This is a genomic window from Bradyrhizobium aeschynomenes (assembly GCF_013178945.1).
Classification (GTDB): domain Bacteria; phylum Pseudomonadota; class Alphaproteobacteria; order Rhizobiales; family Xanthobacteraceae; genus Bradyrhizobium; species Bradyrhizobium aeschynomenes.
In genome coordinates this window covers 1-21,633 of sequence record NZ_JABFDM010000012.1, presented here as the reverse complement: position 1 = coordinate 21,633, position 21,633 = coordinate 1, and the positions used below count along the sequence as shown (strand labels likewise).

General features: G+C 62.8%; 16 protein-coding genes and 2 pseudogenes. 16 read left to right on the top strand and 2 right to left on the bottom strand.

From position 1 onward, the window contains the following. Positions 1-10: 10 nt before the first annotated feature. Positions 11-523, bottom strand: a pseudogene (locus HL666_RS27555) (IS66 family transposase); the annotation flags it as partial. Positions 524-1,038: 515 nt separating this feature from the next. On the opposite strand from HL666_RS27555, the gene HL666_RS27550 reads away from it, so the two are divergent. The 15 genes and pseudogenes from HL666_RS27550 (at position 1,039) to HL666_RS27485 (ending at position 20,586) form a co-directional block, all read left to right on the top strand. Continuing rightward, positions 1,039-3,846: an FG-GAP-like repeat-containing protein gene (locus HL666_RS27550; RefSeq protein ID WP_172184795.1), complete on the top strand. Its 2,808-nt coding sequence runs from the start codon at positions 1,039-1,041 to the stop codon at positions 3,844-3,846. A 252-nt stretch (positions 3,847-4,098) separates the two neighbouring features. After that, positions 4,099-4,923, top strand: a pseudogene (locus HL666_RS34710) (glycine-rich domain-containing protein); the annotation flags it as partial. A 1,248-nt stretch (positions 4,924-6,171) separates the two neighbouring features. Then, the gene (locus HL666_RS34305) at positions 6,172-9,492 is read left to right on the top strand and encodes a toxin glutamine deamidase domain-containing protein (RefSeq protein ID WP_311976468.1); all 3,321 of its coding nucleotides are present in this window, start codon (positions 6,172-6,174) and stop codon (positions 9,490-9,492) included. Further along, complete coding sequence (locus tag HL666_RS27540) at positions 9,492-9,794, top strand: YrhB domain-containing protein (RefSeq protein ID WP_172184666.1); 303 nt, start codon at positions 9,492-9,494, stop codon at positions 9,792-9,794. Before HL666_RS34305 ends, HL666_RS27540 begins: the two co-directional genes overlap by 1 nt. 358 nt (positions 9,795-10,152) lie before the next feature. Then, positions 10,153-12,408, top strand: coding sequence for a type II secretion system secretin GspD (gene gspD, locus HL666_RS27535; RefSeq protein WP_172184793.1), 2,256 nt, complete (start codon positions 10,153-10,155; stop codon positions 12,406-12,408). Then, positions 12,408-13,628 carry a type II secretion system F family protein gene (locus HL666_RS27530; protein WP_172184664.1) on the top strand — a complete coding sequence of 407 codons (1,221 nt, stop codon included), beginning with the start codon at positions 12,408-12,410 and terminating at the stop codon, positions 13,626-13,628. The genes gspD and HL666_RS27530 overlap by 1 nt, the downstream gene beginning before the upstream one ends. Beyond that, a complete protein-coding gene (locus tag HL666_RS27525; RefSeq protein WP_172184654.1) occupies positions 13,625-14,095 on the top strand; it encodes a GspH/FimT family pseudopilin in 471 nt (156 codons plus the stop codon). Before HL666_RS27530 ends, HL666_RS27525 begins: the two co-directional genes overlap by 4 nt. A 15-nt stretch (positions 14,096-14,110) precedes the next feature. Beyond that, positions 14,111-14,614 carry a type II secretion system major pseudopilin GspG gene (gene gspG, locus HL666_RS27520; protein ID WP_172184652.1) on the top strand — a complete coding sequence of 168 codons (504 nt, stop codon included), beginning with the start codon at positions 14,111-14,113 and terminating at the stop codon, positions 14,612-14,614. Then, positions 14,611-15,039 (top strand): type IV pilus modification PilV family protein, encoded by a 429-nt coding sequence (locus tag HL666_RS27515; protein ID WP_172184650.1) that lies wholly within the window; start codon positions 14,611-14,613, stop codon positions 15,037-15,039. Before gspG ends, HL666_RS27515 begins: the two co-directional genes overlap by 4 nt. A 9-nt stretch (positions 15,040-15,048) precedes the next feature. Further along, positions 15,049-15,723, top strand: a complete 675-nt coding sequence (locus HL666_RS27510; protein WP_246741634.1) for a prepilin-type N-terminal cleavage/methylation domain-containing protein — start codon at positions 15,049-15,051, stop codon at positions 15,721-15,723. Between the two features lie 8 nt (positions 15,724-15,731). Then, the gene (locus HL666_RS27505; RefSeq protein WP_172184648.1) at positions 15,732-16,559 is read left to right on the top strand and encodes a type II secretion system minor pseudopilin; all 828 of its coding nucleotides are present in this window, start codon (positions 15,732-15,734) and stop codon (positions 16,557-16,559) included. A gap of 20 nt (positions 16,560-16,579) precedes the next feature. Further along, positions 16,580-18,346, top strand: a complete 1,767-nt coding sequence (locus HL666_RS27500) for a GspE/PulE family protein (RefSeq protein WP_172184789.1) — start codon at positions 16,580-16,582, stop codon at positions 18,344-18,346. Positions 18,347-18,389: 43 nt separating this feature from the next. Next, positions 18,390-19,505, top strand: a complete 1,116-nt coding sequence (locus HL666_RS27495) for a PilN domain-containing protein (RefSeq protein ID WP_246741633.1) — start codon at positions 18,390-18,392, stop codon at positions 19,503-19,505. After that, on the top strand, positions 19,502-20,071 hold the full coding sequence (gene gspM / locus HL666_RS27490; RefSeq protein ID WP_172184644.1) for a type II secretion system protein GspM: 570 nt from the start codon (positions 19,502-19,504) through the stop codon (positions 20,069-20,071). The genes HL666_RS27495 and gspM overlap by 4 nt, the downstream gene beginning before the upstream one ends. Positions 20,072-20,091: 20 nt before the next feature. Then, the gene (locus tag HL666_RS27485; RefSeq protein WP_311976463.1) at positions 20,092-20,586 is read left to right on the top strand and encodes a hypothetical protein; all 495 of its coding nucleotides are present in this window, start codon (positions 20,092-20,094) and stop codon (positions 20,584-20,586) included. A 69-nt stretch (positions 20,587-20,655) separates the two neighbouring features. Here HL666_RS27485 and HL666_RS27480 read toward each other — a convergent pair whose 3' ends face one another. Then, positions 20,656-21,138, bottom strand: coding sequence for a prepilin peptidase (locus HL666_RS27480; protein ID WP_172184633.1), 483 nt, complete (start codon positions 21,136-21,138; stop codon positions 20,656-20,658). A gap of 335 nt (positions 21,139-21,473) precedes the next feature. Between HL666_RS27480 and HL666_RS27475 the strand changes: the two genes are divergently transcribed. Continuing rightward, the coding region (locus HL666_RS27475) for a transposase (protein ID WP_172184631.1) at positions 21,474-21,633 on the top strand (160 nt) is incomplete at its 3' end.

Below are 21,633 nucleotides of genomic sequence, written 5' to 3'. Positions count from 1 at the left end.
ATCGGAGCGATCAGGCAGCGGCAGGGATGGCGGTGTGCTTCCAGCTCCAGGGCAGCAAGTCTGCGATCCTGCTGGCCGGACGATCGGGCAGCCTGGCGAGGACGTCGGCAAGCCATGCGTGCGGGTCGACGTTGTTGAGCTTGGTGGTCTGGATCAGGGTGTAGATGGCGGCGCCACGGCGGCCGCCATCGTCGGAGCCGGCGAAGGTCCAGTTCTTGCGGCCGACGGCCACGGTGCGCAGCTCGCGTTCGGCGGCGTTGTTTGTCATGCACTGCCGGCCATCGTCGATGAAGCGCGTGAACACCTCCCAGCGCTTGAGGCTGTAGTCGATCGCCTTGGCGGTCTCGCTCTTGCCGGAGAGCTTGGCGCGGCGCTCGTGCAGGAAGTTATGAAGCTCATCGACCAACGGGCGGCTGCGCTCGTTGCGTACGGCTTTGCGTTCGTGGGCCGGCAGACCGTTGATCTTGCGCTCGATCGCAAACAGGGCGTCGATCTTCGCGATCGCTTCGATCGCGATCGGCGCCTTCTTCAGCCGCTGACTCTCAACCTCCTTACATTGAGCCTTAAATCAGCGAAGCTGACTCCTATTCGGTAGGCGCGGTGGGCACGGTGCTTCATCGCGCGAATTGGAGTCTGGCCGCTGGGACAGTCTGTTCGAGCTCGACACGAGGAATCGCACAGCGGATCCGAACGCTTGCCGAAGCCGCGATGCTCTCGCCGGTCTGACCTTCGAATAGCGGCCACTCTCATCCGGTGAATTCGCAGTTTGTGCAAGTTCAGGTTGCGTCCCTTCTGATCAGTTCCTGATGTTGTGAATATCTACTCGCGCTCCTTGAGACACGTGCATGTATGACCGCATAGTGTTTCCAATTGTATGGACGCTGCGGAGTGCAGATGATGTTTCGTAGTTCGACCCGCTTTCATCGAGGCACTGCGTGGCTTGTCTGGCCGGGACCGCGACTTCCAATGAGATTGGCAGCTCTTGGTCTGTGCTCGATTTTTTTGGTCTCTAACTCGACCTTAGGTCGCTCCGGAGTGATGTCGCTCCCTGGAGGCGTGTCGGTTAGTCCCACCGGTGCTGCGAATTATGTGATTCCGCTCGCGATTCCGCCCGGCACCGGCGGTCTCGCCCCATCGCTGTCACTCAATTATAGCAGTCAAAAGGGTAACGGACTCCTTGGAATAGGTTGGGGCTTAGGTGGTCTGTCAGCAATCGACCGCTGTCCGCGAACGCTTGCGCAAGATGGGGTGTCGGGCGGCGTCCGCTATGACACGAACGATCGCTTCTGCTTGTCCGGCCAACGTCTAGTTGCTGTCAGCGGCGCTTATGGCGCTGATGGGGCTGAGTACCGTACAGAAATTGACTCGTACTCGAAAGTTGTTTCGCATGGAGGAAATGGGAATGGACCTTCGTGGTTCGAGGTGCACACCAAGTCCGGCCAAGTGCTTGAGTATGGAAATACGCCTGACTCACAGATTCTAGCTCAGGCAAGCAATGTTGCGAGGGTCTGGGCGCTTAACAAGGTGAGCGACTCAAATTCGAACTCTTACACTGTGACCTACACCAACGATCGCGCCAACGGCCAATTTTACCCGAGCCGAATTGACTATGCTGGGAATGGTGCAGCTGGTGTAGCGCCATACAATTCGGTGCAATTTGCGTATCAGAGCCGACCAGACGTCGTGTCGCAGTATCAGGCTGGTTCCTTGGTCAAGTCCACAGTCGTTCTGTCAGATATTAGGACCTATTCGGAATCGAACCTCGTTAGTATATACTCGCTGAGGTATCAGTTGAGTCCGTCGACCGGCAGGATTGAGCTTTCGTCGGTAACGCTTTGCGATTCGGGAGGAACGTGTCTGCCGGCGACGACTTTCGGTTGGCAGGCTGGAGCTAGCAATGGATCGCTTGCTGGTAGCGTGCAGAGGCTGCCCAATGACTGGTCTTGGGACCGGAAGATCACAAATGCGTGTCGCCCGCCCCTTGTTACGGGGGATTTCAATGGCGATGGGAAAACCGACTACCTTTTGATTGATTGCACGGGGAGGCCGGCCACCTATGTGTTCATGGCTAATGGTGACGGCACATTTTCCGGGAAAGTGCAGGGGATAGCGAACGGTTGGGGATTTGACTACACGCCGCACGCCGATCCGATAACAGGTATCACCAAGAACTGCATTGCTCCACCAATTTCTGTCGGAGATTTCAATGGTGACGGTAAGACCGACTTTGTCGTCATCGATTGCTGGGGCGGATCCTTTGCATACATATTCATTTCAAATGGCGATGGCTCGTTCGCGGGTCACGCGCAAAATCTGAACGGATGGCGTTGGGATCTTAAAAACCCCAACAACTGCGTCTCGCCTCCTCTCGTTGATGGTGACTTCAACGGCGACGGTCGCGCCGATTTTCTCCTAGTTGACTGCATGGGCAGTTCTGCTCAGTACGTCTTCATTTCAAATGGGGATGGATCATTTACTACGCAGCAGCAACCTCTACCCAATCAGTGGAGGTTTGTATTCACGTCAGATAGCCGCTGTACCAAACCTCCATTCGTCGTTGGCGACTTCAATGGAGACGGTAAGACAGACTATCTATTTCTGGACTGCGCTGGCGCCTCAGCTCAATACGTAGCCATTTCAAATGGCGACGGAACGTTTTCGGGGCAGACGCAACAAACACCGAATCAATGGGGCTTTCATTTTGACGGCAATTGTCGAACGCCGCTGATTGCCTCAGGAGACTTCAATGGTGACGGAAACTCGGACTTTGCCGTGATTGATTGTACTGGCCAGCCATTTCAGTATGTCTTCACCTCGAAAGGAGACGGCTCATTCACGGGGCAAGCTCAGCAGCTGCCGAACGGGTGGAGATTCAATCTCACGGATACCAGTCTTACCGCACCTCCTTTGGTGGTTGGCGATTTCAACGCGGATGGAAAGACGGACTACGCGGTAATTGATACGTGGGGTCACCAGGTCCAATATGCGTTCCTGAACACCGGTGACGGCACCTTCACGGGCCAGCAGCAGATGTTACCAAATGGTGCTAGCTTTTCGACGCCTGCGTCATTCATCCCCGTTGTTGGTGACTTCAACGGCGATGGAAGGTCTGAACATCTCCTGATCACCCAAGATGGATTTCCGTTTCAAGACGTATACATAAGCGTCGGGCCGGTCGGCGACCTCATCAATTCGATTTCTACTGGCGTCGGGTCGCAAATCAGCCTGAGTTATCTTCCGCTGACTGATTCCGGAGTCTATTCCAAGGACGCAAATGCAGCCTATCCCGCAGTGGATGTTCAACAAGCTAGCTATGTTGTGTCTCGCGTTGATAGCTCAAATGGGATTGGCGGGGTGTATAGCTCAACTTATAGCTATGTTGGCGCAAAGATGGACCTAACCGGCCGGGGAGCGCTTGGCTTCCGGCAGGTGATCGTCAGTGATTTGCAGACCGGGATTGTCGGCGCGGTGTCTTACAGGCAAGACTATCCTCTTGTGGGCTTGCTGTCCTCATCGTCGAAGGCGATCGGGTCCGCAACTCTCGGTCAGGTGACAAATAGCTACCAGTTCAGCAACAACACCGGTCAGGCTTCGGTTGCTCCGTCGGCTTCACCTTACAGAGTCAATCTGGTCCAGAGCGTCACAGGCGGAGGCGATCTTGATGGTTCGCCATTTCCTACAGTGACGACTTCGAGCCAATATGATCCGTACGGCAATCCGACAGTTGTGACTGTGTTGAGCTCGGACGGGTTCAGCAAGACATCCGCAAACACCTATCTCAATGATCCGACACTTTGGTATATTGGTCGGTTGACTCGATCGGTTGTGACCAGTGTCTCGCCGTGATGTGCCGACCGATGGGAAATGCGGATCGAGCGGGTTAGTCCTTATCCATAGGTCATCCGGCATGACAGGGTAGTGCGATGCGAGTTGCGTGTGCCGAGGCGCGGTTGTGGAAGACGCGTTGGTCGAATGAGTGAGGCTCGAAATAGCGGCGACGCCCCGGTGGGGCGCAAGCCGACTTAGTACGCGAGTGTCTGGTGCGTCGTAGCGTGTGTCTCAAGAGGCTCTTTTTTCTTTTTACGGTCGGAGTTGTTGATGCTCGGCGGTCAGATTGCTCAGTGGTCGCGTATGTCTTGCGCCATACGAGTTTGCGCGTTTGGGTTGACAGCTCTGTTTGGCTTGATATTTGCCGGAGAGTCGTCAGCTGGCACGACGAGAATCTATTTAACTTCTGGAACGACATGGACGGTTCCGAGCGATTGGAATAATGCGGACAATGTCATCGAGGTTATTGGTGGCGGTGGTGGCGGCGGTGGTTCGAATTCTTCTGGCGAAGGAGCGGGAGGCGGCGGCGGTGGCGGTTACTCCAAGCTGACGAACCTGCCTCTTCAGCCTGGCGCGGCTGTTTCATATCGCGTCGGTGCAGGCGGTGCGCCTGGAAGTGCCGCTAATCCAGGTAGCTCTGGCGGAGACTCTTATTTCAATGGCTCGGGCGCCTCGTGTGCGGCGCAATCTGTTTGCGCAAAGGGTGGAGGTGGAGGCGGGAACAGCAATCAGCTCGCTTCGGCGATCGGTGGCTCGGGAGGAGCTGCAAGCGCTGGAGTTGGGACCCTCCGATATTCCGGCGGTAGCGGCGGCCCCTCAGGTGCATCGAGTAATGGCGGAGGCGGTGGCGGCGGCGCAGCCGGGCCGAATGGCAACGGTGGCGTGGGAGCTACGACCAACGGAAGCGGTTGGGGAGCCGGGGGCGGCGGCAATGGTGGCGGGTCCGACGGCCAGCTTGCGGGATCCGGTGGCAACAATTCGAGCGGCACCGGAGGAGGGGTCGCGGGCTCGGCTGGGGTGGCTGCCGGCAACGGGAGCAATGGTGGAGGTGGGGGCGCGGGTGCCTGGGATGGCAATGCTTGGCTCAATTACCCCGGCGGCAGCGGCAGTACGGGAACCGAATGGGATGCAAGCCATGGCTCGGGCGGCGGCGGTGGTAGTGGCGGGGGCGGCGGTGGTGCTGGTGCGGCGAATGGTTCGGCTGGGTTGTACGGCGGCGGTGGGGCTGGTGGATCCGGCGGAAGTGCTGGCGGGACTGCCGGCGCTCAGGGCATCGTTGTCGTAAGTTACACGCCAACCACCAATCCCACGCCTCCGGCATCCTCGACGACGCGTGTGTTCTTGACGTCCGGTTCTACATGGACCGTTCCTGCCGATTGGAATAGCTCGAACAATACCATCGAGCTCATTGGCGGCGGCGGTGGTGGTGCTGGTTCGAATTCGTCGGGTGAAGGCGCTGGTGGTGGAGGCGGTGGAGGTTACTCCAAGCTGGTGAACCTGTCTCTTCAGCCTGGTACCAGCGTTGCGTATCAGATCGGAGCGGGCGGTGTCGGAGGTGCTGCCGCAAGTGTCGGATCCGCCGGCGGCGACTCCTATTTCAACGGGGCGGGCGGCAACTGCTCCGCTATGTGGGTATGTGCCCAGGGCGGCGCCGGTGGTGGCGTTAGTAGCGGCTTGGCTTCAGCTGCAGGCGGTGTCGGTGGGGCCGCTGCGAACGGTGCAGGAACAGCCAGATATTCTGGCGGTGCTGGCGGTCCGTCAGGAGCATCGAGCAATGGCGGCGGCGGCGGTGGTGGTGCTGCTGGCCCGAACGGCAATGGCGGCGCGGGAGCTACGACCAACGGAGGTGGTTGGGGAGCGGGAGGTGGTGGCAACGGCGGTGGATCGAACGGCCAACTTGCAGGACCTGGTGGCAACAATTCAGCTGGTACAGGTGGCGGCCTTGCCGGTTCGGCGGGCGTGGCTGCCGGGAATGGCGTCAATGGAGGTGGAGGTGGTGCAGGCGCCTGGGATGGCAATGCTTGGCTCAACTACGCTGGCGGCAGCGGTAGCACCGGGACGGAGTGGGACGCGACCCACGGCTCCGGAGGTGGGGGGGGAAGTGCCGGCGGCGGCGGAGGTGGCACCGGAGCGGCGAACGGCTCGGCTGGACTGTACGGTGGCGGTGGTCCCGGTGGCTCCGGCGCAAATGCTCGCGGCACTTCTGGCGCTCAAGGCATCATTGTCATCACTTACGCGCCAACGACGAACTCGTCTCCTCCTTCCGGCGGAGGAAGTTCGAGCACCATTACGCGTACGTCGTCTTTCGTTTATGACGGCAGTACGGGACGGATAACTCAAAGCGTGGTGGAACCGGACACGCCGGCGTTGCGGCTGCAGGCCGACTACACCTATGACACTTATGGCAACGTGCTGACCACGACGGTGAGCGGGGCTGACATCGTCACGCGCGGCAGCACGAGCAGCTATGATGCCCGTGGACAGTTCGCCACCGCAAACAGCAACGCGCTTGGGCAGAGCGAGAGCGTGCAATATGATGCTCGCTTTGGGCTGCCGACCAGCCAGACCGGGCCGAACGGGCTGACGACGAGCTGGAGCTATGACGGCTTCGGCCGCAAGATCCAGGAGATCCGCCCCGACGGCACCCGGACGAGATGGACCTACCAGTTCTGCAGCGGCGTCAGTGGCGGCACGGCGGCCTGTCCACCGGGGGCGAGCTACCAGGTCCAGGAGACGCCCTATGCTGCGGACGGGAGCACAGTCAACGGGCCGTATGTCATCGTCTATTGCGATATTCTCGATCGTGAGATCGTCAGCGAAAGCCAGGGTTTCGATGGCAGCGCAATCCGAGCAACCACCAGCTATGATGCGCTAGGGCGTGTGGCGCAGACGAGCCGCCCGTATTTCGTCACTGGCGGCTCGCCGGTCTACACGACCTTCACCTACGACCTCCTCGGTCGGGCGCTGACCAAGACCAAGCCCGACGGCAGCGTGTCGCAGGTGGCCTATCATGGGCTGAGCGTCACCAAGACAAATGCGCTGGGCCAAACCCGCTCGGCGACGCGGAACAGCCAGGGCAACGTCGTGTCGGTGACGGATGTAGTCGGCCAGACCATGACCTTCGTCTATGACGCGGCCGGCAAACTGGTGCGCACCACCGATCCCGTTGGGAATGTTGTCACCGCGAGCTACGACGTCAGGGGCAACAAGATCGCGAGCTCGGACCCGGATCTCGGCAATTGGAGCTATAGCTACAACACGCTCGGGCTTCTGGTCAGCCAGACCGACGCTAAGGGCCAGACGGTCACGATGACCTATGACAAGCTCGACCGCCTGGTGCAATCGGTCGAGCCGGATATGACCTCTGTCTGGGTCTATGACACCGCCGCGCACGGCATCGGCAAGCTCGTCTCGACAGGGATTACCGCAGGTCCCGGCAATGGATACGCGAAAGCCGTCAGTTATGATGCGCTGGGGCGTCCGGCCCAGGTCGCGACCACGATCGACGGCGCAACCTATACGATGGGCGCGAGCTACGACGCCAATGGGCTTCTGAGCACGGTCAGCTATCCCTCGGGCTTCATTGCCCGCTATGGCCATACTGGCCTGGGCGACGTCAACCAGCTGCTCGACAACGCAACCGGGCAGTCCTACTGGACGGCGAACGCACTGGATGCCGAGCTGCGGATCACGCAGGACACGGTCGGCAATGGGCTGACCACGACGCGCAGCTTCGACGCCCTCACCGGGCGGCTGGCGGGCGTCTCGACCGGCAGCGGCGGTTCCGTGCAGAACTTCAGCTACAGCTACGACCGCTGCGGCAACCCGCTGTCGCGATCGGATGCCAATACCAATCTGAGCGAGACCTTCACCTATGACGCGCTGAGCCGGCTGACCTCGTCGACCGTCAACTTGACGCCGACGCCGCTGGCGAAGACCTTCACTTACGATCCGATCGGCAATCTGCTGACCAAGTCCGACGTCGGGACCTACAGCTATCCCGCGGCCGGCTCCGCCAAGCCGCACGCGGTGATGAGCGTCTCCGGCGGATCGATCAGCACCACCTTCACCTATGACGCCAACGGTAACCAGACCTCTGGTCTGGGCCGCAGCCTCGTCTACACCTCCTATAATAAGCCGGCGAGCATCACGCAGGGCGCGCGAACGATCTCGTTTTTGGACGATACCGACCATCAGCGCTTCAAGCAGGTGACGCCGGAGGCGACGACGTTGTACGTTGCTGCCTTCGGCGTGATGGCGGAGGTCAGCAATCCCGGCACTGTCTCGGCAAGCTGGACGGACTATCTGTCCGTCGATGGTGCAACGGTCGGCATTCGCGTCACGCAGGCGGGTGTGGCCACGCCGTCGACGCGCTATTTCCACAAGGACCATCTCGGCTCTGTCGCGGTCATCACCAATGACAACGGGGCCGTGCAGGAGCGGCTTTCGTATGACGCCTGGGGCAAGCGGCGCCTCGCCAGCGGTGCCGACGATACGGCCGGCAGCATCACAAGCCAGTCGACGCGGGGCTTTACGGGAGAAGAGCAGCTGTCGGTCGCGGGGCTCGTTCACCTCAATGGCCGCGTCTACGATCCGATTCTTGCCCGTATGACGAGTGCGGATCCCGTTGTCTCACAGTCAACAAACACTCAGGGATGGAATCGATACGCTTACGCTGCTAACCGGCCTCTTAGGTTTACTGATCCGACGGGATACCAAATAGCTGGTCAGGTCTACGAAGGTGAATTCGATCCATTCGATACTTCCGGTATTCCGCTCAATCAGAACATTCAATTCTATGGGTTGAACGCGGCCTCGAAAGGATCGAGCTGGAGTCCCGGCTACACGCCGTTGCCGTCTCCGACTATCTTCCCTTCGGTTGATTTGTCGTCGTTTCAAGCCCAGGTGGCTGCCGACAATGCAGCAAATGCTGCCCGCCAGGCGCAAGTGTTAGCGGGCATGGACGCTTGGAATCAGCAAATTAAGCAAAACGCTGAGGCTTTTGCGACGGGCTATAATTTGCAACAAATGCAAAAAAATTCCGCTCAGGCGCAAGTTATACAGGTCGGAAACAACGGAAGTCCACGGAATGGCAAAGGACCGGATCCGTTCAGAGCGCTTGGGGAAGCTCTACATCCAAACAGCGGTGCGCTAGGGGCCGGCCCGGGCGGCGGTCTGGGTTGGTTGCCTGGTGCTCCCGAAATCGCTTTTGGTGAAGAGTTGCTTCTTGGCGCAGCGACGTTGGGCGGATCGGCTCTCCGCGCTTTCGGGGAAGGTGTTGATGGGCTTGCCGGAACCATTCGTGGAGTGAATGCCGTCAAGGGGCGCAATAACTGCGTCTCCTGCTCGATCGCAACCGACGCCACGTTAGCAGGCCGCCCATCGTCGGCCCTTGCAGGTGGCCCGTTTAGGATTACTGTTCTAGAAAGAGAGTTCGGTCGCCGATTTGGCTCACCGACCACAATTGATCGGATTACTAGCTCGATGTCGGAAGCTGGTAGCGGGGCTCGTGGCATTGTTTTTGGATCGAGAGGTCCGAATGAAGTGGGGCACGTGTTTAACGTCATAAACCAGAACGGAACGATACGCTTCCTCGATGGCCAAACAGGTGGAGCTGCTCGGCTTGAAGGGTATACCTCGTATCAGCTGCTAAGGACCAACTAATGAAAATCTCAAGCGATCAAGCCCAGAGGTTGGCGGAGGAAGCTATCAAGGCCCTTGCAAACGAATGTAACGATGTTTTTGCTCTAATGAATGATAGGACAATTGAGTTGGAAAATGGGTGGGTATTCTTTTATAATACCAAGGATTTCGTTGAGACTCGTGATGCGCGCTTAGCCCTTGCTGGGAACGGCCCGATATATGTCAGTCGAAGGGGTGATGTATGTCAACTTCCTAGTGCGGTTCCTTGGGAGCAGGCGATAAAGGATTGCGGTGACGGTGCAATTAAATCGTTGAAGGCTTGATATGGAAATTCTGTTGAACGGCCCTTTTGGAGGTTGTGAGGAAAGCAGATATTGCGGTGACAGTGCACATAATTGGTTAGACCGGCTCGGAGGACGGAGTTCATTTTGATGGCCCCGTCTTAAGGGGCGGGCGAGGCGGCTTTCGGCCGGCGCTTGAAGTTTGCAGCCGGCAATTGTGTCGATCTGGCGTAATTGTAGAGTGTTGCAGCAAAGGGTGTGCATGACTCGCCGACGTGCGCTGTAAGCAATATCTCTCGCTGCCGATACCCTCTAGACTGCGCTTGTTAGTTGTTGGGCAGCCAAGCTGCTTTGGGTCGGGGTGATTGCAGTGCGCGGCGGGGTTCGCTGGATTTGGTTGATTGCGCTGCCCGTCGCACTGGCGCTGCCGGCGTGCCAGACCATGGAGGAGGGAAGGTCCTCGTTCGCCTGGAGCACGAACGGTCCAGAGCAGGGAGGGACGGCACAGGCGCAGGCGGCGATACGGTCCGCCACGGGGAGTGCTCGGGCGGGGCGGATTTCCGGTTCACCGCTGCTCGATGACAACAAAGGCGGGCCGGCGACGATGGTCGAAGGCACCGGGCGCTTCGTTGGTGAGCCGCCGACCGGAACAGTATCGCGGGCGTCCGAGGACGTCGCCGACGGCGTCACCATCAATCTCGCTGGCGTTCCCGTGCCGCAGGCGGCGAAGACGGTGCTCGGGGACATTCTCGGGGTCAAATACACGGTCGATCCGGGGATCGAGGGGCGGGTCACGATCCAGACGCCGCGGCCGGTCGCGCGGGCGGCGGTGATCGATCTGTTCCAGGCGGCGCTGCGGGCCAACAATGCGGCTGTCGTCAATAATCGTGGCATCTATCGCATCGTGGCGGCGGACCAGACGGCGGTGTCGGCGGCGTATCGCACCGACGAGGTGGCCGATGGCGGCGAGATGGTCGGCAACGGGTTGCAGGTGGTGCAGCTGAAATATGTCTCGGCCTCCGAGATCCGGCGCGTGGTCGAGCCGATCGCGCCGCGCGGCGGGGTGGTGCGGGTCGATGATGCGCGCAACCTGATCACGCTCTCGGGCAATCGCCAGGAGATCGCGGCGATGATGGAGGCGATCGCGCTGTTCGACGTCGACACCATGAAGGGCATGTCGTTCGCGCTGATCCCGGTCAAGACCTCGGCGCCGGATGCGATCGCAAGCGAGCTGAAAAGCGTGTTTGCCTCCGACCGCGACGGGCCGATGGCCGGCATGGTGCAGTTCGTGCCGAACAAGCGGCTGCGCTCGATCCTGGTGATCTCGCCACAGATCCAGTATCTGCGCCGCGCCGAGACCTGGATCCGCAAACTCGACGCGCAGGCGCAAGGCAGCGAGAAGCAGCTCTTCACCTACGCGGTGCAGAACCGGCGGGCCCAAGAGCTGGTCGACGTGCTGCAGTCGATGTTCCCGACGGACACGCAGACCGCGACGGCCGGTCGGCGCACCGTGGCGCCGAACTATCAGGAGGCGAGCGTGCAGTCGCAGCCGTCGCCCTCCGGAGGCGGGCTGTCCGGATCGTCGTCGCCGTCCTTCACCGGCGGGCTCGGCGCGACCAGTGGCGGCTTCGGCGGCATGCGCAATGCGGCGCCGGCGGCTGCTGCGCCGAGCGTTATGCCGGCGGCGGCTCCGGCCGCACCCACCGGCCGCGACGGCGATGCGGATGGGCCGCGGCTGCGGATCGTGGCCGACGAGGCCAAGAACGCGATCCTGATCGAGGCGGCGAATGCCGATTACAAGCGCGTGCTGCAGGTGATCGAGCGGCTGGACCAGATGCCGAACCAGGTGCTGATCGAAGCCACCATCGCCGAGGTGACGCTCAACGACGAGCTGCGCTTCGGCGTGCAATGGTACATGCAGAAGCACAGCTCGAAATTCACCCTGACGGAAGCGGCCTCCGGCGCCGTCAGCTCGGTGTTTCCCGGCTTCTCCTACGCGCTGACCGCGGCCAACATCGCCGCCACGATCGATACGCTGAACCAGATCACCAACGTCAACATCGTGTCCTCGCCGTCGCTGGCGGTCATGGACAACAAGCCGGCGGTGCTGCAGATCGGCGATCAGGTGCCGATCACGACGCAGTCTGCGACCGGCACCCTGACGCCCGGCGCGCCGATCGTCAATTCGGTGAGCTACAAGGATACGGGCGTGATCCTGTCGATCATCCCGCGCATCAATGAGAGCGGGCGGGTGCTGCTCGACATCGAGCAGGAGGTGTCGAGCGTGGCGCCGACCACGTCGTCGAACATCGATTCGCCGACCATCAGGCAGCGCAAGATCAGGACATCGGTGGTCGTGAACGACAATGACGCGCTGGTGCTGGGCGGGCTGATCCAGGAGGGCCGCACCACCGGCCGGAGCCAGCTGCCGATCATTGGCGACATCCCGTTCATCGGCAATTTCGCCGGCAGCCGCGACAACGTCATCGGCAAGACCGAGCTGATCATTCTCATCAGGCCGCACGTGATGCGCAGCCTCGACGAGGCGCGCAGCGTGACCGAGGAGTACCGCCACTTCATGGCGATCGAGGGCCCGCATCGCCGTCCGCCGGTGCGGCGGCGTGTCGAGGACACCGGCCGCAGGATCCTCGACTGATGCCGCGCTTCCGCTATCGCGCCTACGGCACCGACGGCTCCTTCGCGGAGGGGACGATCGAGGCCGCGTCCGCGGATGCGGCGAGCGCGACGCTGTGGGCGCAGGGGTTGTCGCCGTTCCAGATGCAGGCCGCCGATAGCGCCGGCACGGCATGGTGGAACCGCGAGATCACGCTCGGCAACGGCGCGGCGCGCGCGGACCTCTTGGCCTTCACGCGCGAGTTCGCCACGCTCTGCGCGGCCGACATCCCGATGGATGATGCCTTGCGCATCGTGCAGACGCAGGCCTCGGCAGCACGGCTGTGCGCCCTGGTCGAGGCACTGCTCGCCGATGTCCTCAATGGCCGCCCGTTGTCGGAGGCGATGCAGGCGCAGCCGCGCATCTTCCCGGCCGACTATGTCGCTGTCATCAGAGCCGGCGAGAGCGGCGGGCGGCTGGCGCAGGTGCTGACCGAGCTCGCCGAGCTCCTGGAGCGGCGGGCGGAGATCCGTGCGCGCATCCAGTCGGCGCTGATCTATCCCGCGATGCTGATCGTGCTGAGCCTCGCAACGCTCGCGATCATCGTTGGCGGCGTGATCCCGTCGATGGCCCCGATCTTCACCCAGAGCGGCAAGCCGCTGCCATTGACCATCCAGCTGATGCTGGCCTTGAAGGCGCATTGGCTCGAGATCGTGGTCGGCGGCGTTGCCGCCATCGTGGCTGGGGGGGCGGTCGTCGCATTCGTGCTGGCCGATCCCGGCCGCCGCCGGCGTCTCGACCGGCTCGCGCTGCGGCTGCCGCTGCTGGGCGGCTTCCTTCTGCAGCAGGACACCGCGCGCTTCGCCCGCACGCTCGGTACGATGCTGATGGCCGGCGTGCCGTTGATCGCGGCGACGAAATCGGCGAGTGACGTCGTCGGCAACCGCCATCTCCGCGCCAGCATGGAGCAGGCGATCGAGCAGATCCAACAAGGCACGGCGCTGCACCGCGCGCTGCGCAACGAGGTCGCCTTGCCGGCCGTGGCGCTGCAGATGATCGCGGTTGGCGAGGAGGCGGGCAAGCTCGACCGCATGCTGCTGCGCGTGGCGCAGATGCTGGAGAAGCAGCTGCAGACCAGCGTCGATCGCTTCATGGCGGCGTTGACGCCGGCGATGACGGTCGGCATCGCATTGATCATCGGCGCGCTGATCATGCCGGTGATGAACGCCGTACTCAGTATCAATGATCTGGCGGGGCGATGAGCGCGCGGGCTGAACCGGGACGGGACGAGGCGAGCGCCGGCTTCACGCTGGTCGAGATGCTGGCCGTGCTCGTCATCCTGGCGCTGACGGTATCCGCCGCTGTCCCTTTGCTATCACGCGGCGCCAGCACGGTGAGCCTCGATGCGGCGACAGGCGAGATTGCGTCGGCGCTGCGCGCGACGCGCTCGGCTGCGATCGTGCAGAACCGCGTGATGACCTTGACCATCGACGTCGACCGCCGGACCTTCAGCTCGGACGTCGTCCGGCCGCGCACCTTTGCGCCGGACATCCAGGCGAAGCTGACCTATGCCGCCGCGACGCGCGTGGGCGCCGCCGTGGGCGGCTTCCGGTTCTTTCCGGACGGCTCGTCGACCGGCGGCGATCTGAGCCTGGAGTTGAACGGGCATCATATCAGGCTCTGTGTCGAATGGCTGACAGGGACGGTGCGGACCGCCGCGACGTGTTGAGGGGAGGGGACGATCATGCTGGGATGGATGGAATGTCGTGATGTCGTGAAGCTGCGCGTGGCCGCGTGGCGCGGGCAATTCCGGCTTCGTTTACGCAGAGGCCGCGATGGCGAGGCCGGCTTCACCTTGGTCGAGATGCTTGTCGTCATCACCATCATCGGCCTGATCATGGGTCTCGTCGGCCCGCGCGTGCTGAGCTATCTCTCCGACTCCAAACTCAAGACGGCGCGGATCCAGATCCGCAGCCTGTCCTCGGCGCTCGACCTCTATCACCTTGACAACGGCCGCTACCCGACCGCAGCCGAAGGGCTCGGTGCGCTGGTGCAGAAGCCGGCCACCGCGACCACCTGGAACGGGCCCTATCTCAGCGGCACCCTGGTCCCGAACGATCCGTGGGGACGGCCCTATGTCTACAGATTCCCGGGGCAGCACGGCACCTACGACATCGTCTCGCTCGGGCCCGAGGGACGTGAGGACGAGACCTCGGCCACGGCCAATGTGACGAGCTGGCAGCCGTGACTCCCGCCGCGGCAGAGATGAAGCACGCGGACGGCGGCGACGCCGGCTTCACGCTGGTGGAGGTCCTCGTTGCGCTGGCCATGCTGTCGGTCGGCCTCGCTTTGGTGATGAGCCTGTTCTCGACCGGACTGTCACGAACGGGCATGGCCGAACGCGTGGCTGGTGCCGTTGCGCTGGCGCAGTCGCTCATGGCCCAGGTCGGCAATTCGATTCCGCTGCGCACCGAGACGCGCGATGGCGCCGAGGCGAACGGCTATCGGTGGCGCCTTGCGATGCAGCCCTATCGGCCGGTGCAAGGCGGCGATGCACGCCCGGTCGAGCTGTATCAGGTCTCGGTCGAGATCGGCTGGCAGGAAGGGCAGGACCCGCGCTCCTATGCGCTCTCGACGCTCCGCCTCGGGCCCAGAGCCTCCAGATCGCAGTGAGCCAGGCCGATGACGTCGCCGAAAGCAAGCGGGATGGATGATCGCGACGCCGGCTTCACCCTGGTCGAGGTTCTCGTTGCGCTGGCGCTGTTCAGCCTGCTCGCCGTCCTGCTGTTCGACAATCTCAAATTCGGCGTGCAGGCCTGGCGCAGCGGCAGCGCCCGCGCGGAGTCTTTCCAGCGCGAGCTCGCGGCGCAGGACGTGCTGCGGCGCCTGATCGGCAATCTCTATCCGATGATGCTGGGCGAAGGCGCGGCGCAGCGGCGCATCGATATCGACGGCCAGGCCGAGAGCCTCGAGTTCCTCAGCGACGCGCCGGCCGTGTTCGGTGGGGCCGGCCGCTTCCGCTTCAAGCTGCTCGCCGACCGCAGGCGTGACGGGGTCGATCTCGTTCTGCAGTCCCGACCCGAACTGGCGGTGAAGCAGGACACCGAGCGGACGCTGCTGGTGTCCGACATCGATCGGATCGAGCTCAGTTATGCGGCAAGAGCAACGGGAGACGCCAATGCGGCCTGGAGCACGAGCTGGCAGGATCAGAGCGAGGCTCCCGGCCTGATCCGGCTGCGGGTCCTGATGCGTCCCGGCGATGCCCGTCACTGGCCGGAGCTCGTGATCGCGCCGCGGGTGCAGGCCGATGTGGCCTGCGTCTACGACCCGCTCACGATGCGCTGTCGCGGGCGATAGGGGGCGACATGCCGGTGCTGTCGGTTCTCTGGGGGCTTGCGCTACTTACGGCGATTGCGCTGTCGCTGTCATGGTCGAGCAGCGTGTCCTATGGCCTTGCCCGTAACGAGGTCGATCAGGCCTCTCTCGGTGCGCTCGTCGAGGCCGGCGTGAACGCCGCCATCGACGGTCTGCTCGATGCCCGGGCGGACCGCCGCTGGCGCGCCGACGGCCGTCTCTACACCCTCGATTTCAACGGCACGCGGATCGGCATCCGGATTCAGGACGAGCTCGGACGGGTCGACCTCAACCAGACCGATGAGGCCATGCTGAACAGCCTGCTGCTATCAGCAGGGCTGGACGCGCGGGCCGCCGCTGACCTGACCGACAAGATCATGGACTGGCGAACCGCAACGTCCCTGAAGCATCTGAACGGCGCCAAGGACCGGGACTACGCGTCGCGCGACGCCGCCTATCATCCGCGCAACGGTCCGTTCCAGAGCGTCGATGAGCTGCTCCTGGTGATGGACATGACTCCGGCGATCTTTGCGCGGATCGCGCCGGCGCTCACGGTCCATTCGGGACGGCAGTTCGTTGATCCGCAATTGGCGCCGCGCGAGGTGCTGCGCGCGCTGCCCGGCATGACCGCGCAGAGTGCCGAAGCGACGCTGGCCGCGCGTGACGGTGCCAGGTCTGGCCTTGCCGAAGGCAACCCGATGACGGTGCTGCGTGGCCGCGCCTTCACGATCCGGACCGAGTTTTCCCAGGCGTCGCGCGTCGTCGAAGGCGAGGTCGCGGTGCGCCTGACGGAAAATCCGCAGCAGCCCTATTGGGTGCTGAGCTGGAGGACGCGATGACCGGACGCGCAGGGCCAGCGATGCAGCAGGACGCCGCCTTCGCCGCAGACATCGAGGAGCCGCGAGCGCAGCTGCACCGGTCCATGCAAGACGTGGACAGGACAGCGCTGTTGCAGGGCTTCGGCGACTTCCTGCGGGCCGAAGGCATCGTCGATCGTATGAGCCTCGACCGTGCCGGACGCGCGGCACAAACCACCGGAGACAGGCTCGACACCGTGCTGACCAAGCTCGGTCTGGTGTCGGAGGCCGGTCTGGTCGCGGCGTTGGCGAAATTCCTGGCACTCGATCTGGTGCGTCCGGATCACATTCCGATCGACCCTGTGTTGCCCGAACTGGTCGAAGCCGAGTTCGTGCGTCGCAATCATGTGCTGCCGCTCGGCTGCAGCGATGGCCGGCTTGCCGTCGGCGTGACCGATCCGTTCAACCACGATCCGATCCGGGCCCTTGCATTCCTCACGGGCCTTTCGGTCGACATGCGGCTGTTTACGGCCGCAGATTTCGACAAGGCCTGTGCGGGGCTCTATCCCGCCATGTCGCGCAGCGACGAGACCCGCGCCACCGGCGGCGCCGAGGCCAACGAAGCCGACGTGCAGCGGCTGCGCGATCTTGCGAGCGAGGCGCCGATCATCCGTCTCGTCAACCAGATCATCACCAGTGCCGTCGAGGCGAGGGCGTCGGACATCCATATCGAGCCCAATGTGGACCAGGTGCTCGTCCGCTATCGCATCGACGGCGCCTTGCGCTCGGTCCAGGTGCTCGCGGCGGACCTGCGTGCCGCGATCACGTCCCGCGTGAAGATCATGTCGAAGCTCGACATTGCGGAGCGGCGCCTGCCGCAGGACGGGCGCATCAAGATCGCGGTCCGTGGCATCGACATCGACTTCCGCGTCTCCACGATCCCCACGGCCTTCGGCGAAAGCGTCGTGCTGCGCGTGCTCGACCGCAATCGCATCAGCCTCGATTTTGTCGAGCTCGGCTTCTCCGCGGAGCATATCGCGACGCTCCAGGCGCTGCTGCAGCAGCCCAATGGCATCATCCTGGTCACCGGACCGACCGGCAGCGGCAAGACCACGACGCTGTATACGGCGCTGAAGACGCTCAACAGCACCGAGCGCAAGATCTTCTCGGTGGAGGACCCGATCGAATATCAGATGCCGGGGATCAATCAGGTGCAGGTCCAGTCGGAGATCGGGCTGACGTTTCCTCACGCGCTGCGCTCGATGCTCCGGCAGGATCCGGATATCATCATGATCGGTGAAATCCGCGATCTCGAGACGGCGCGCATCGCCATTCAGGCCTCGCTGACCGGTCACCTCGTGCTCTCGACGCTGCACACCAACGATGCGGCGTCTGCGATCACGCGGCTGATCGACATCGGCGTCGAGAACTATCTGCTGGCCTCGACGCTGAAGGGCGTGATTGCGCAGCGTCTGGTACGCAGGCTCTGTTCCCGTTGTTCCCATGGTCATCCGCAGGCGAGCTATTGGGCGGAGAGCTTCGAGCGGTCCGTGACCGGACTCCGTGCGTTGGGGCAGCCAGACATTCGCCAGCCGCAAGGCTGCTCCGATTGCGGCAATGCCGGCTTCTCCGGACGTTCGACCATCGCGGAGATGCTGGTCATCGACGAGGCATGTCAGAGTCTGATCCTGGCCAAGGCGTCGGACACGGCGATCGAGCGCGCCGCCCGCGAGCAGGGCATGCAGAGCATGTACGAGACCGGAGTCCGGAAGGTCTGGCGCGGCGAGACCACGATCGACGAAGTTCTGCGCGCGACGCGCATGGGATAGGGCGGCGGGACGGGCGATGCATGAGAGCAAGGATAGAGGCGCGTTGCTGGCCACGGTTCGTGCGACGCGTCCGCGCGACTGGGCGCAATCGGCGGTCGCCTGGTGGTGCAGGGAAGCGCTCGATCTGCTGCCGCACCGGTTCGTGGCCGCGCTGGCGCCGGCCGGCCGGCCGAGACTTCTGGTCGATCGCGACGACACGGGGATCCGGCTTCAGTTGAACGATCCCCGATCAGGAGTGCAGGCTGTCGAAACGACCCATGCAGGTGAGGTGACGGCGGCGATCGCATCCATCCTGCGGCGTCATGGTCTGGATCGGCGCGACGCGGATCTGGGCTTGCGTCTGCCGGAAGAGAGTGTTTTTCGCCGCGAGCTCATGCTTCCACCCGAGGCGAAGGGCGCGATCGATACGATCGTGCCGCAGGACCTGTTGCGCCGGACGCCGTTCAAGGCGGAGGACATCTATTGCGACCACTTGACCGCCACATCGCCTGACGGTCGGATCGCGGTTCGGCAATGGGTCACGCGGCGCCATCACGTGCAGCAGGCCGCAGATCAGGTCGGGCTTGCCGTCGCGCACATCGACTTTGTCGTGTTCGGCGACGATCAAAACTCGCCGTCGATCCGACTGGCGCGTCCTGCGGCTGCCCGCAAGACCTACACCGTTGCGATCGCAGGGCTCGGCGCGCTCGCCGTGCTTCTAGGGTCCGGCATCGCGGTCCTGACCTTTGCCCGGCAACAGGCCACGCTGGACCGGCTCGATGCCGAGATCGTTGTGGCCCGCAAGGGCGCCGAGCGCGTTCGCGTCCTGGTGGATCAATTGCGGGAGCGGCGGACGGCGCTGTCGCGCCTTCGTCTGCAGCGCAGCGAAGTCCCGGGATTGATCGACGTCTGGGATGAAGCCTCGCGCATTCTGCCGAAGCATTCCTGGCTGACCGAATTGCGGCTCGTGGAGGGAGCCAACCCGCGGAGCGCAACGGTCACGATGACCGGATTCTCGGCCGCGGCGCCGAGCCTGATCAACACGCTCGGTGGATCGAGACTGTTCGTGGACGCTGCCCTGACGTCCCCGGTCGCGATGGATCCGATCGAGAACCGGGAACGCTTTTCATTGCAGGCCAGGATTCGTGTGCCCGATGCCATCAAGGAGGTGGCGCCATGAGCGAATGGACCAAGCGCAGGGACGCGCTCGAACGCCGCGGCCTGTTCATCGTCGTCAACCTCGCGCTGCTCGCGCTGTTGTTCTGGGGCTTCGTGGCGCCGATCGCGGCGATGTTCGCCGAGCGGGAGGCGCGGATCCAGCAACAGCAGGCGCTGCTGGCACGGTTGAGCGCGATCGCAGCCCAGGCATCGGCCATCGAGGGCCTTGCCTCCGAAACCGAGTCGCAGCTCCAGAACGGGGAGTTTCTGACGGGTGCGAATGAGAACGTGATCGCCGCCGACCTGCAGACGAAGCTGAAGACGATCATGGGCAATGCCGGCGCCCAGTCCCGCGCGATTCAATCGCTGCCGGGCCGGACCGTCGATCAGATCAAGTACAGCGGCGCGCGCATCGACCTGTCTGGGCCGTTGCCCGCCGTCATGCGCGCGGTCCACGCGGTCGAGAGCGCGAGGCCATATTTGTTCATTGCCAATGCGGTATTGAAGAGCGCGCCTGCGGTGCGCCCGGGAACGGCTGAGGAGCCGGTGCTTCAGGCGCAGCTCGATATCTACGGTGCCGTGCAATGAGGAGCATTGTGCGATGGCGGGTGACGCCGCTTGCCGGAGTTCTGGCGCTCCTGGTGGGTCTTGATCTGCTGTTCGGAGCCTGGCTCGCGACGTTGGTTGGGGGCGGAGAAGCCCCCGGCGCCCGCCGCGCGGCTTGGGAAGCGCCGGTGGTCCGGACCATGGCGGGCGTGGCTGAACGGCAGCCGCTGCAGACATATGCCGAGATCCTGGCCCATCCGGTGTTCCAGAAGTCGCGCGAGCCGTTCGTTCCGCCTCCACCCCCGCCGCCGCCGTCGACGCCGGTGATCGCACCGCCGCCGGTGGTCGTTGACGCGGGGGTGCTGGTCGGCGGCGTCATGATCAACGGCGGCACGAGCAAGGCTTATCTGCTCAGCAAGGTGGGAGGTGGCGCAGGCTCCTGGGTCACCGAGAACGAGACGTTTCAGGGCTGGCGGGTGACGTCGATCGACGCGTCAGGTGTTCGGATCGAGCAGGCGGGGCGCGCGATCGAATTGCAGCTCTATCCTCGAAACTGAGGCTGCATCGCGCATCATATCGGGGCTCGCGGATATCGGCCGTATTCGTTCGGGCCTATCGCAGCCGGCTCAAGCCAGCCACCCGTTCTCCTGCACGGCAATGCTGGCGAGCAGCCCAAAAGCCAGAAACGGTCCAAAAGGCAGAGCGCTCTTTCGCGTCATCGTGTAGCCGATCATGTGCAGAGCTGCGACCGCCGCAAGCGCCGTCAGGGAGGCACAGAGCAACTCGATCGGAATTCCGGCAAGACCGACCCAAAGAGTGGAGGCTGCCAAAAGCTTCACGTCGCCGAGCCCCAGACCTTGCTGGTTTCGAACCAAGACATACAGCCTGCGAAAGAGCCAAACGACGGCCGCGACAAGCAACGCCTGGAGCACGGTTTCCGTCAGGGCAAGAAATCCGTCCAAGGCGGCCGTCCGCACAGCCCCGAGCACGGCGACCGCAGCGTTCAATGAGTTTGGTATGATCTTGCGCTCGAAGTCGCTCCACGTGAGCAAAAGCAAGATGCATGGGAGTAAGAACAGACAGGTCGAGGCAATATCGGGGGCGGTCATGTCGGATTCGGAGGCTGTCTTACTCTAAGAACACCGCCGCCAGAAAGTGCACTTCTCCTTCCGATAAGCACCTTTTTGTTCAGCTTGCGAGACAAGCCATTGAACTCGCGATCGAGATACCCGCCCTCCGAGCGCACCATCCCCGAAATTCAACATTGATTTTGTTGGCTTTTTTGGCCTTTGATTTCCGCCTTGGCGGCGGGTGGGAAAATAGACGCTCGCGCGTCTTAAGCTCATTAGGCCGTGGACGTCTTGAGTGGGAGAATGCTCGTGACCTTGCCCCTCGGGCTTAATCCAGTTTGAAGTTCGTTCTGGCCCCTAGAGAGGACCAGAGCATGAAGCGCAGTCGCTTTACGGAAGAGCAGATCATCGGGATTTTGAAGGAGCACGAGGCTGGCGTTCCTGTCGCCGATCTGTACCGCAAGCATGGCGTGAGCGACGCCAGCATTTACAAGTGGAAGGCCAAATTCGGTGGAATGGACGTCTCGGAGGCCA